Genomic DNA, 11,633 nt, shown 5'->3' with positions numbered 1-11,633 from the left:
GATCAGCTCATCCGCCAGGGCCTCGACCGCGCCACCTGTCGCGCGGTGGACGAGCCGCCGGCCGGTGAACGGGCGGACCCCCGCGCCGTCCAGGTCGTCCGGCCGGGTTCCGGGGCGGAGCCCCCCACGCGGCGGAGCCGCATATCGTCAGGTGTCGGGAAAGGGCGGGGAGGGGAGAAGCCCGCCGCAGGCGGCACGAGCCGCCGGGCGCCTCCTAGCCGACCAGTGCCCCGCCGTCCACGGGCAGGACGACGCCGGTGGTGTAGCCCGCCTCGGGCCTGGCGAGCTGGGTGATCCAGAAGGCGACCTCCTCCACCTGGCCGAGCCGCCGGAGCGGGACGTGCTCGCTCAGGGTCGTCCGCAGGGCGTCGATCTGCTCGGTGTCGAGCCCCTGGTGCCGCCCGATCGAGGTGGCGATGGGGCCGGGGGCCACACCGGCCACGCGCACTCCGCGCGGGGCGAACCGCACCGCCCAGCTCCGTGTCAGGGTGTCCAGGGCGGCCTTCAGCGCGGCGTACAGCTCGGTGCCGGGCATCGGCCAGCCGCGCCGGCCGATCGCCGTACTGACGTTGATCACGACACCGGCGCTCTCGGTCAGATGCGGAACGGCGGCCTCGGTGAGGTACATCGGCGCGAGCAGGTTGACGGCGAGCATCTCGTCCACGGCTTCCCGGCGGATGTCCCCGAGCGGCGTCTGCCGGACCACGGCGGCGTTGTTGACCAGCACGTCGATCCGGCCGAACGCCTCCAGCGCGGTGTCCACGATCAGTTCGGCGGCGCCGGGCGCCGAGACGTCGGCCACCAGCGGCCGGATGCCCGGCGCGTCGGCGGCCGTCTCGGCGAGCCGGGCCGCCGTCCGGCCGACCACCAGGACCTGGGCGCCCTGCTCGGCGAAGGTCCGCGCGGCGGCCCGCCCGATCCCCGTGCCCCCACCGGTGACGATCACCGCTGTGCCGTCGAAGTGCGCGGCTGTCATGTCTGTCATGCCAACGCACCGTAAACATTGACGCCTGCGTCAAGGTCAACTCCGGTGGCCCTCGGGTCGCTCACCGGGCCGCGGCGCCGCATATCCTGGGCGGGTAGATCCACACCATCCCTACCGGAGTGACCCTTGTACTTCACCGATCGCGGTATCGAGGAGCTGGAGCAGCGACGCGGCACCGAGGAGGTCACCTTCGAGTGGCTCGCCGAGCAGCTCCGGACGTTCGTCGACCTGAACCCGGACTTCGAGGTTCCGGTGGAGCGGCTGGCGACCTGGCTGGCCCGGCTCGACGAGGAAGACGACGACGTCTGAGCGCGAACGGCGCCTCAAGGCGGCGCCTGAGGGCGGTGGCGTATATGCGCTACGCGGCCCTAGCTGCCGCCCCTCACGCCACCACCGGACCGCGCCCCGGCGCCCCCGCCTCGTGGTCCAGCCGGGGGTCGGAGACCAGCACCGCCTGCTGTAGCCGTTGCAGTTTCGCCGAGGGTTCCAGCCCCAGCTCCTCCGTCATCGTCATCCGCAGCCGCTGGTAGACGGTCAGGGCGCGGGTGCGCTGGCCGGAGCGGTGCAGGGCGAGCATGTACTGCCCGTGCATGCCCTCGTGGAAGCGGTGCTCCACGACCAGCGAGGCGAGGTCGCTCAGCACCTCCAGATGGCCGCCGAGCCGCAGCCGGGTCTCGATGCCGCGCTCGGTGACCGTGAGCCGGGACTGCTCCAGCCGGGCGACCTCCGCTTGCAGCGGGCGCCCGTGCGGGGTGACGTCGACCAGGGCCGGTCCCTGCCAGAGGGCCAGCGCGCGCCGGAAGGAGATGTCCGCCGTCCGCTCGTCCCCGGCCTCCAGCGCGCCTTCGCCCTCGGCGACGAGGGTGCGGTACTCATGGACGTCGAGCTGGCCCGGGCCGACCACCATGGCGTAGCCCCCGGGCCGGGTCTGGAGCACATCCCGGGTGACGGCGGCCGACGGCATCCCCAGCCCCTCGGCGAGCAGCTTGCGCAGATGCAGGATGTACGTCTGGAGCGTGGTCAGCCCGGTGCGCGGCGGATGATCGCCCCACAGCTCGGCCATCAGCGACTGCACCGGCACCATCCGTCCGGCGTGGAGCAGCAGCAGGGACAGGACCTTGCGCGGCTTCATCGCGCTGGGCACCCCGGACCGGGCGCCGAGGCCGAGTGTCAGCGGTCCGAGCACGCTCACCCGCATGGGTGGCACCTCTCTTCGGGCTTCATGGGCGGTAGGCACGGACGAGCAGGTCGGCGGCGCTTTCGCAGACGGCCGTGGCCTGCGCGTCGGCGAGCGGGCAGGTGCCGTACATCGACTGATAGAGGCCCTGCTGGACGATCAGGGCCACGAACTGGCGGGCGGCGGTGGCCGGTTCCGGCACGGTCAGCTCGCCGCGGGCGGTGCGCCGGCCGAGCAGCTCGGCGAGGTGGGTCACCAGTCGCTGGGGCTCTCCCTCGGCGCAGGCGGGGCGCAGCGAGGGGTGGCGGGCGACCTCGGCGATGACCAGGCGGCGGAGCGCGGAGGCTCGTTCGTCGAGGAGTACGGCGAGCACCCGGTGGCCGAAGTGGATCAGCGCGGTGCGGGCGTCGCCGTCGTCGTACGCCTCGCCGGGCTCGGTGCCGTCGGGCTCGGTGCCGTCGGGTCCGGGGGCGTCGGGTCCGGGGGCGTCCGGGGAACCGGCGGCGAATCCTGCCGCGACCCGCTCCCGTTCCTCCTCGACGGCGGCGATGAACAGCCGTTCCTTGTCGCCGAAGTGGTTGTAGACGGTCTGCTTGGACACGCGGGCCTCGTCCGCGATGACGTCCACGCTCGCCCGGGTGTATCCCTCGCGCAGAAAGACGGCCACGGCCGCCTCCAATATCGCCTGCCGCTTGGCGGGCTGGGGGCCCGCGGGCCGCCCCGCGGCGCTGCGCCGGGGACCGCTGTCCGTCCGCAACGGCCCAACCTCCTCGCTCCGAGCCGGTCTTGCCTCGATGGACGTGTGAGTCTAGCCTTCGTTTACTGCAATGGACTAGCCCGTCCAGTCCAATTAATTCATCGGCAGATCATGTCGTTTCCGCACCGCTTCACAAGGAGAGCCCCTCATGAGCGCACCGGAGAGCAGCGGGGCCCTGAGCCCTCTCACCCTGGCGCCCGAGGCGCAGCGGCAGTTGTTCCTGGAGGCCCGGACGGCCAACACGTTCACCACCGAGCCGGTGACGGACGAGCAGGTCCGCGCGATCCACGAGCTGGTCAAGTACGCGCCCACCTCGATGAACCAGCAGCCGCTCCGGGTGGTCCTGGTGCGCTCGGAGGAGGCGCGCGCCCGGCTGGTGGGGCATATGACGGGGCGTAACCAGGAGAAGACGGCCAAGGCGCCGCTGGTCGCGGTGCTCGCCGCGGACCTGGATTTCCATGAGGAGCTGCCGCGGCTGGTGCCGTTCATGGAGAACCCGCAGCAGATCTTCGCCGACCCCGGTATGCGGGAGGCGTCGGCACACTTCAACACCGCGCTCCAGGTGGGCTACTTCATCCTCGGCGTACGCGCCGCGGGGCTCGCCGCCGGGCCCATGATCGGCTTCGACCACGCGGCCGTCTCCAAGGAGTTCTTCGAGGACGGGCGGCACGCGGCGGTCTGTGTGGTCAACATCGGCAAGCCGGGTCCGGACGCCTGGATGGGCCGGCTGCCGCGGCTGGAGTACGAGGAGGTCGTGCGCACCGTCTGAGACCTGCCAGCCGTCCGCTCCCGCGCCGAGGAGGCGCGGGAGCGGACGGCTGGCAGTCGATTCCGGTCAGCTCTCGATCAGTTCATGGAACGCCACGGTGTCGAAGATGTCCTCCATCCTCGCCGCCTTGCCGTCCCGCATCGTCCATGAGTGGACGAAGTCCAGCGTCGCGGTCGTACCGCGGCGCGAGGTCACCTCACGGGTGCCGAACACCACGACCCGGTCGCCCTGTTCGATGAACTCCTTCGGCGCGAGCTTCATCCCGCCCAGCACGGTCGGCACATGGGCGAGGAACTCCTTGATCCCCGCATGGCCCAGCTTGGTGCCGCCGAGCCCGTACTTGGCCATCCCCTCCGGATGGACCCACTCCACATCGGGGTGCACGCCCGACAGGATCCCCTCGATGTCGCGGTCGCGGAAGCCCGCGTAGGAGGCGCGGATGGCCTCGATGTTCGGTGATGCCATGGTGGTCGCCACTCCTCAGACGGCTGTGTGCCGCGGCTTAAGACGGAAGGTGCTCGGGATGGAGCGCCTGGAGCGTGCGCCGCACGCCCTCGCGCCACGGCACCCGGCAGGGCCCGGTGAGCTCGCGCCGCCGGGCGGGGTCGAATTGATAGGTCTCGCGGGTGACCTCGCTGGGCACGAGCCGGGCCCGCACCCCGGTGAGCTCCTCCAGATGGCGCACGCAGTCGGTCATCCCGACCGCCTCGTCCCCGCCCCAGTTGACCAGCGTGGCCGGGGCCGAGGCGGCCTTCCACAGATGGGGGACATGGGCGATGAGATCGTCGGTGTGGAGGAGCGAGCACCAGTTCTGGCCCTCCATGGGCACCGGTATCGGCTCGCCCGCGAGCATCCGCTTGAAGTAGAGCATCGGCACCCCGCCGTAGCCGCCGGGGCCGTAGGCGATGTTGAGCCGGGCGATGGTCGTCGGCAGGTTCAGCACCTGGGCGAACGCCCGTACCGCGCCCTCGGCGGCGATCTTGCCCACCGGGTAGGCGGGCAGCCAGTCGGCCACTCCGTCGACGGGGTCGTCCTCCGTGTACGCGTGGTCGAGGGTCTGCCGCTTGTAGAGCGCTCCGGTGGAGACGAAGAGGAACGCCTCCGCCGTCCGGCAGTGGCTCATCAGCCGGCCGGTGGCCACCGAGTTGACCTCGATGGCCGCGTTGACATCGCCGTCCTCACCGCGGCGCACCGCCGAGTGGAAGACATGAGTGAAGTCGTCCGGCAGCGCCTCGTACGCCGCCGCGTCCAGATCGTTCATATCCCAGTGGAACGTGGTGATCCCCTGGTCGTTCAGCTCCTTCTCGACACCGGGGGTGCCGAACCGGCCGAGGCACCACACCTCATTGCGCTCGGCCAGTGCCTCGGCCACCGGCCGGGCGACCTGTCCGGTGCCCCCGGTGACCAGGATCTTCTTGCCTTCCACCCTGCTCTTCTCCTTGTGCCTGGCCCGCTCGGGCCGCTGCCTGGCCCGGTCGGGCCTATGCCTGGTCCACTCGGGCCTATGCCTGGTCCGGTCAGTCCTATGCCTGGTCCGCGGTCCGGGCCCGGTCGGCGTCGCCCAGCGCACGGTCGAGTTCCCTGCGCAGAACCGCCTGGAAGGCCGCGACATGCCGCGGACCCATCAGTGTGTAGTGCTCACCGGGTACGTCCAGATACCGGTTCGGCTCCGTGGTGTGCTCGTCCCACCGGCGCAGCTCGTTCGCCAGCCAGTCCTCCTTGGTGCCGCGCAGCGGAATCGCGTAGAAGACCGTCATGGACCGGGTGGTGCCGCTGGGGTGGTAGTCGCGGCCCAGGGTGGTGAGGCCGTGGGCCAGCTCCGCCCAGGCGGTGAACGTCGCCAGGTCCAGGTCGAGTTCGTCCAGCCGGCCGCGCGGGGCGATCCGCAGCAGATGCGCGAGCTGCTCCTCGCGGGACAGGGGGCGCAGCTCGGCGGGGAGGTCGAGCGACTGCTTCTTGTTGATCAGGTCGAGGAAGAAGGCGAGGTTGGTCGCGGTCTCGATGAAGTCGAGCTCCTCCATGCGGTACTTGATATGCGGCGGAAGGTTGAAGCTGCCGACGAAGTCGACCTGCTCGCCCTGGGCCTCCAGCGCCTTGGCGATCTCGAAGGCCACGGCGCCGCCGTAGGAGTAACCGGCGACGGCGTAGGGGCCGTGCGGCTGGCGGGCGCGGATGGCCTCCACATAGCACTCCACCATCTCCTCGAAGCTGGTGAAGGGCTTCTCGTGCTCGTTGAAGCCACGGGCGCGCAGCGCGTAGAACGGCCGGTCGCCGACGAAGTACTTGGCGAGGTTGACGAAGACCAGCACCTCGCCGACGCCGGGGTGGACACAGAACAGCGGGGTCTTCTCGCCGCCGGTCTGGAGCGGTACGACCGGGTCGTACACCGCGGCGCCGGGCGTGCCGCCATCGCCGAGCCGGGCGGCGAGCTGCCGTACCGAGGGCGCCGTGAGCACCGTGATGACCGGCAGCTCCGCGACGCCGAGGCGCCGGTGGACCTGGCGGCGCAGCCGCAGGATGTCCAGTGAGGTGCCGCCCAGGTCGAAGAAGCTCGCGGTGGCGCTGATCCGCTCCGGGGCGGTGTCGAACATCTCGGCGTAGATCTCGGCCAGGACCCGCTCGGTCCCGCCCTCGGGCGGGGTGTGGCCGCCGAGCCGGCGAGTGGTCAGCTCCGCGACCCGCTCGATGACCTCGTCGAATCCGCCGGACTCCAGACGCCGGCGCATCCGCCGGCGCAGCGTCTTGCCGAGGCTGGTCTTGGGGAAGGCGTCCTTGGGCAGCGGCAGGATGAGGAAGGGCCGGAAGCCCCAGTGGATCACGACGGTGGAACGCACCGCGGTGATCATGCGGTGCAGCCCGGCCTCGTCGTCCTCCGCCGGTTCGGGGCTGACGGCGATGACGAGCTGCTCGGTGTCGCTGCCGGGGCGGCGGGTCGGGAACGCCGCCACAAAGCCGCTCGCCACGTCGTCGAGCTGCTCCAGGGCGGCCTCTATCTCATGGCTGAAGTAGTTGACGCCATTGACGATGACGCTGTCCTTGCTGCGCCCGACGAGGGTCAGCCGGCCCTCGTCGATCCGGCCCAGATCGCCGCTGCGGAACCAGCCGTCGGGGGTGAAGGCCGACTCGGTGGCCGCCTCGTCGTGGTAGTAGCCGGTGGTGATCATCGGCCCGCTGAGCTGGAGTTCGCCGATCTCGCCCGCGGGCAGCGCCCGGTGGTCGTCGTCGGCGACGCGGATCCGCAGCCCCTCGACGGGGGTGCCGAGGTTGGCGAACTCCTGACCCACGTCGGTGACCGGGAACGCGCGGTTGTAGATGGATCCGGCGCAGGTCTCGGTCATGCCGAAGGCGGGCCAGAGGGCTCCCGCCCGCAGTCCGTACGGAGCGTAATGGGCGAGGAATGCCTCACCGGTCGCGACGACATTCGCCTCACCGCCGCTGACGATATGGCGCAGCGCGCTGAGATCGAGCCCTTCACCGCCCGCCGATATCTCCTCCGCTATCTCATCGGCGGCGGAATTGAGCGGACCGAGGAGGAAATTCGGGGTGAAGGTCATCGTGACCTTGTGGCGGGAAATGATCCGGAGGAACCGCAGCGGCTCCTCGAGAATGACCGCGGCCTCCGCGTGCAATTGCTCGGCGCCCACGTACAACGGCAGCATATGCGCTTCCAGAAGCGCGGCCACATGGTCGTAGGAAATCCAGTTGAAGGTGGTGTCGGCGGCGGTGAGCTGTTGTTTCCCCGCCTTTCCGGCCATCGACGCCAGGATATTTCCATGGGTGAGCGTGACCGCCTTGGAATTCCCGGTGGAGCCGGAAGTCAGCACCAGCAGGGCGAGGTCCTCCGGGGCCGCGGAGTGCACGGCGGGCGGCTGCCCGCGCTCGCCGCCGGAGGGGTCCGCGGCCTCGTCGCGCAGCTCCTCCACCACGGCCACCGCGAGTCCGGGCACCTCCGGCAGCTCGGCCCGCATCGCCTCGGTGGTCACCAGCAGGGGACCGTCCAACAGCCCGTTGACATGGGCGAGTTGGGCCGCCCAGCGGGCCGGGTCGCCGGCGATGGGCACCATCGGGCAGGGCACGAAGCCGCCCAGCAGACAGGCCCAGAGGGCAGTCAGGAATTCCGGCTGGCGGTCCAGCAGCAGGGCCACCGTGTCCCGCGGCCGCAATCCCCGGCCCCGGAGTGCGGAGAGGAGGTCGAGCGCCGATTCCAGAAGTTCCGGGTAGGACTGCCGCACGGATTCGCTCGCCGTGGGCCCGACCAGATAGCGCACTCCCGAATGGGCGTGGCCGCGCGCCGCCCGCAACAGCAACTGGGCAACCGAGAGCGGCTCCGGGCCTTCCTCTGGTGCCGAGGTATTCAAGGGTGGTGACGTCATTACCCCACGGCCCTCTTCCTTCCCGATTCTGAGGCCACGAAGGTAACAGCCCCGAACATTTGTCTCCATGACGCTCCACCAGCGCTCTAGCGAGACTCTAACGGGGAATTTCCGGGGAGGAGGATTTTCTCGAAGAAGGGTGATCCGGTCCACCGGGAACGATGACTGCACCATGCATCTGTCACCGGCTCGCACGATTGCGCACAGATGCGCGGGCGCCCCGGAGGCGGCCACCGCCGGCCCTGGCGTCCCCTCTCGGGATGGGTCCGGCCCGGGCTTGACTCCACAGGGCCGCGATATATCGTGTCCAGTAGAGACGCGATATGTTGCGTCGTCATGACGCGTCGCACGTCCAGTCAGGGGAGGCCGGGGATGTCAGCCGGATCACAGTGGTCGATCACCGCACCGCAGAAGCTCACCTTCGACGACCCGGTGTCGGCCCTCGACGTCCGTATCGCGGGCGGCACCGTCAATGTGGTCGGCACCGGCGATGGCCCCGCCCGCCTCGAGGTCTCGGAGATCGACGGCCCGGCGCTGAAGGTCTCCCACATCGACGGCACCCTGAGCGTGGGCTATGACGACCTCTCCTGGAAGGGCTTCCGCAAGTGGCTCGGGCAGTGGAACCGGACCGCCCATGTCACCCTCACCGTGCCCGTCGGCACCAGCGCCACGGTCGGCGTGATCGGGGGCTCCGCCGTGGTCTCCGGGCTGGCCGGCCCTGCCGAACTGCGCGGTGTCTCCGGCGACTTCACCCTGCTCGGGCTGACCGGGCCGGTGCGGGCCGAGACCGTCTCCGGCCGGGTCGAGGCGCAGGCCGTCACCGGCGATCTGCGGTTCCACTCCGTCTCCGGCGACCTCACCGTCGTCGAGGGCTCCGGGCCCCTGGTACGGGCCGAATCGGTCAGTGGCGACATCGTGCTCGACCTCGCCCCCACCCCGAAGTGCTCCGACATCGGCCTCACCACCGTCTCCGGGGAGATCGCCATCCGGCTGCCGCACCCCGCCGACGCCGAGGTCGAGGCCAACACGGCCAGCGGCTCGGTCTCCAACGGCTTCGAGGATCTGCGGGTCAGCGGCCAGTGGGGGGCCAAGAGGATCACCGGGCGGCTCGGCGCGGGCAATGGCAGCCTGAAGGCCACCACCGTCTCGGGCGCCATCGCGCTGCTGCGCCGTCCGCCGTCCGAGGACGACACGGACACCACCGACGGCACCCAGGGAAAGGTCCTCTGATGCCCCCCGTATTCGCCCACGGCCGACTGCGCCTGTATCTGCTCAAGCTGCTCGACGAGGCGCCGCGCCACGGCTATGAGGTCATCCGGCTGCTGGAGGAGCGGTTCCAGGGGCTGTACGCGCCCTCGGCGGGCACCGTCTATCCGCGGCTGGCCAAGCTGGAGGCCGAGGGCCTGGTGACCCACACCACCGAGGGCGGCCGCAAGGTCTACTCCATCACCGACGCCGGACGCGCCGAACTGGCCGACCGCAGCGGTGAGCTGGCCGATCTGGAGCTGGAGATCCGCGAGTCGGTCGCCGAACTCGCCGCCGAGATCCGGGAGGACGTCCGCGGCTCCGCGAGCGATCTGCGGCGGGAGATGCGGGAGGCGGCCCAGCAGGCCCGCTCCGGCGGCGGCACCGGGGGCAGCGGCGGCAGCCAGGAGAAGCACGGCCCGTGGGAGGGGCCGTGGGGCGACAAGGAGACCTGGCGGCAGGCGAAGGAGGACATGCGGCGCGCGAAGGACGAGTGGAAGGAGCAGGCGCGCCGGGCGAAGGAGGAGAGCAGGCGGGCCCGGCAGGACGCCCAGCGCGCCCGTAAGCAGGCCAAGGACGCGCAGGACTTCGCGCGTGAGGAGGTCCAGCGGATCGCCCGGCGGGTCCAGGAGCAGACGCAGGAGCACATCCGGGCGGGCGACTGGCAGCAGGCGGTGCGCGAGGGGCTGGCCGAGGTGTCGCGCGGGATGAGCCGCATCTCCCGCCAGGGCGGTTCGCGTTCGGACTGGAGCTGGGGCTGGGGCTGGGACGACGAGACATCCGGGCCGGAGACCAAGGTCGAGCGGATGGACATGACCAAGCCGGAGGGCGGCCGCGAGGAGGAGAAGCCGACCGGCGGCGGTAGCGGCGACGACGGCAGCGGCGGCGACGGCGGCAGCGGCGACGGCGGCAGCGGCGCGGCCGGGACCCAGCAGCCCGAGTGGGCCAGGGACTTCACCCCCTCGGACGCCCCCGCCCGCGATCTGGAGCGGCTGCTGGACCGGTTCCGCGACGACATCCGCGACGCGGCCCGCGACCACGGGGTGACGGACGCCCAACTGGCCGACGCCCGCCACCACCTGGGGGCGACCGCGGCGCGGATCACCGCGCTGCTGCGGGGGGACCGGGCCTAGGCCCGGTCCGGGCGGGTCGACGCCTGCGGCGGGCTGTTCCCCTCCCCGCCCCTTTCCGACACCTGACGATATGCGGCTCCGCCGCGCGGGGGCTTCGCCCCAGACCCCGGGGCGACGGGGCCCCGGGGCGACGCCCCCGCCACGCGGCGGAGCCGCATGGCGACGCCGCGGGAAGGAGCGGCATGCCGACGCCGCAGGAAGGAGCGGCTACCGCTTGACCTCAACCGCGGTTGAAGTTTCAGGATCGAGGTCGGAGGGGCGCACCACGGGGGGCGCCCCTCCGGCCCCGATCCCCTTTTCCTTCTCAGCTCTTCCCGACCGCGAGGAGACCGTCATGTCCGCCCTGCCCAGTTCCGGCCCGCTGCCCGATCTCACCCGGCCCGATGTGGGCGCCGCGCTGTTCAGCACCTGGAGCGTGGGCACACCGGAACGGCAGCGGGCCACGGTCGACGCCATCGCCGCCACCTGGGACAACCGCCCCTGGCCGGCATCCGAGTTGCTCTCCTACAACCTCTACGCGGGTACCGACGGCGATACGCTGCTGCACCACTCCCAGTGGGCCGGTGAGGCCGCGTACCACGCCTTCGTCCGGACCCAGCGCCAGGAGCGCAACGACGAGATCGACAGCGCGGTCCCGGACATCAAGCGGCTCGGCCTCTCCTCGTACCGCCACTACCGCGGCTTCCAGGCACCGGCCGCCGCCCAGAGCGAAACGGTGGACTCCGGGCTGTTCGTCGTGGTCGAGATCGACTTCAGCGACCCCGATCCCCAGGCCCGCCGGTCCTGGGTCGACCTGGTCATCGAGGCCCTGGAGAACGAGCCCGACCCGGGCCTGATCTCCGCCGACTTCCATCTGATCGTCGACGGCGAGCGCCATCTGAGCACCGACCGCGCCCGGGTGCTCAACTACGCCCGCTGGACCGGCGCGGAGACGTACGAGGCGGCGATGGCGGCCGATGGGCCGCGCGGCGGCGGCTCGTCCCTCTGGGACAAGGTGCGCGACTTCCCCGGTCGGGTGGGGGCCTCGTCCCGCTCCTATCGCTTCCGGCGCGGCTTCGTACGGCCGTCGGCGGCGTAACGGAATTCCGGGAATTCCCCGGAGCGCGAGGGCCGGCGGGGCGCCGCCGCATTACGTCGCGAATCCCCGACCGGCACAACGGCCGGGGCCCGCACAACGGCCGGGGATATGCCAGC

11 protein-coding genes are annotated in these 11,633 nt (G+C 71.3%); 5 read left to right on the top strand and 6 right to left on the bottom strand.

Annotation, left to right across the window (positions count from 1 at the left end):
• Positions 1 to 214: 214 nt before the first annotated feature.
• Positions 215 to 985 (bottom strand): SDR family NAD(P)-dependent oxidoreductase, encoded by a 771-nt coding sequence (locus KN815_RS11520; RefSeq protein ID WP_216341683.1) that lies wholly within the window; start codon positions 983 to 985, stop codon positions 215 to 217.
• Positions 986 to 1,111: 126 nt separating this feature from the next.
• On the opposite strand from KN815_RS11520, the gene KN815_RS11515 reads away from it, so the two are divergent.
• Complete coding sequence (locus tag KN815_RS11515) at positions 1,112 to 1,294, top strand: DUF6104 family protein (RefSeq protein ID WP_078643568.1); 183 nt, start codon at positions 1,112 to 1,114, stop codon at positions 1,292 to 1,294.
• Positions 1,295 to 1,367: 73 nt separating this feature from the next.
• Here the strand turns inward: KN815_RS11515 and KN815_RS11510 are convergent, their stop codons facing one another.
• Both KN815_RS11510 and KN815_RS11505 read right to left on the bottom strand, forming a co-directional pair.
• Complete coding sequence (locus KN815_RS11510) at positions 1,368 to 2,183, bottom strand: AfsR/SARP family transcriptional regulator (RefSeq protein WP_216341682.1); 816 nt, start codon at positions 2,181 to 2,183, stop codon at positions 1,368 to 1,370.
• A gap of 22 nt (positions 2,184 to 2,205) precedes the next feature.
• Positions 2,206 to 2,919, bottom strand: coding sequence for a TetR/AcrR family transcriptional regulator (locus KN815_RS11505; protein ID WP_216341681.1), 714 nt, complete (start codon positions 2,917 to 2,919; stop codon positions 2,206 to 2,208).
• Positions 2,920 to 3,067: 148 nt separating this feature from the next.
• Between KN815_RS11505 and KN815_RS11500 the strand changes: the two genes are divergently transcribed.
• Positions 3,068 to 3,688, top strand: a complete 621-nt coding sequence (locus KN815_RS11500; RefSeq protein WP_216341680.1) for a malonic semialdehyde reductase — start codon at positions 3,068 to 3,070, stop codon at positions 3,686 to 3,688.
• 66 nt (positions 3,689 to 3,754) lie between these two features.
• Here KN815_RS11500 and KN815_RS11495 read toward each other — a convergent pair whose 3' ends face one another.
• From KN815_RS11495 to KN815_RS11485, 3 genes are all read right to left on the bottom strand, one after another.
• Positions 3,755 to 4,153, bottom strand: coding sequence for a nuclear transport factor 2 family protein (locus KN815_RS11495; RefSeq protein WP_216341679.1), 399 nt, complete (start codon positions 4,151 to 4,153; stop codon positions 3,755 to 3,757).
• A gap of 37 nt (positions 4,154 to 4,190) precedes the next feature.
• Positions 4,191 to 5,114: an NAD-dependent epimerase/dehydratase family protein gene (locus tag KN815_RS11490; RefSeq protein WP_216341678.1), complete on the bottom strand. Its 924-nt coding sequence runs from the start codon at positions 5,112 to 5,114 to the stop codon at positions 4,191 to 4,193.
• A gap of 97 nt (positions 5,115 to 5,211) precedes the next feature.
• Positions 5,212 to 8,061 (bottom strand): non-ribosomal peptide synthetase, encoded by a 2,850-nt coding sequence (locus KN815_RS11485; protein ID WP_216341677.1) that lies wholly within the window; start codon positions 8,059 to 8,061, stop codon positions 5,212 to 5,214.
• Positions 8,062 to 8,433: 372 nt separating this feature from the next.
• On the opposite strand from KN815_RS11485, the gene KN815_RS11480 reads away from it, so the two are divergent.
• The 3 genes from KN815_RS11480 (at position 8,434) to KN815_RS11470 (ending at position 11,517) form a co-directional block, all read left to right on the top strand.
• Complete coding sequence (locus KN815_RS11480) at positions 8,434 to 9,291, top strand: DUF4097 family beta strand repeat-containing protein (RefSeq protein WP_216341676.1); 858 nt, start codon at positions 8,434 to 8,436, stop codon at positions 9,289 to 9,291.
• Positions 9,291 to 10,439, top strand: a complete 1,149-nt coding sequence (locus KN815_RS11475; protein ID WP_216341675.1) for a PadR family transcriptional regulator — start codon at positions 9,291 to 9,293, stop codon at positions 10,437 to 10,439. Before KN815_RS11480 ends, KN815_RS11475 begins: the two co-directional genes overlap by 1 nt.
• Positions 10,440 to 10,773: 334 nt before the next feature.
• A complete protein-coding gene (locus tag KN815_RS11470; RefSeq protein ID WP_216341674.1) occupies positions 10,774 to 11,517 on the top strand; it encodes an antibiotic biosynthesis monooxygenase in 744 nt (247 codons plus the stop codon).
• Positions 11,518 to 11,633 lie beyond the last annotated feature (116 nt).

It is taken from the genome of Streptomyces niphimycinicus (genome assembly GCF_018883605.1).
Taxonomy (GTDB): Bacteria; Actinomycetota; Actinomycetes; order Streptomycetales; family Streptomycetaceae; genus Streptomyces; species Streptomyces niphimycinicus.
The sequence above is the reverse complement of the archived record's forward strand: the minus strand, read 5'-3'. Positions and strand labels throughout refer to the sequence as shown.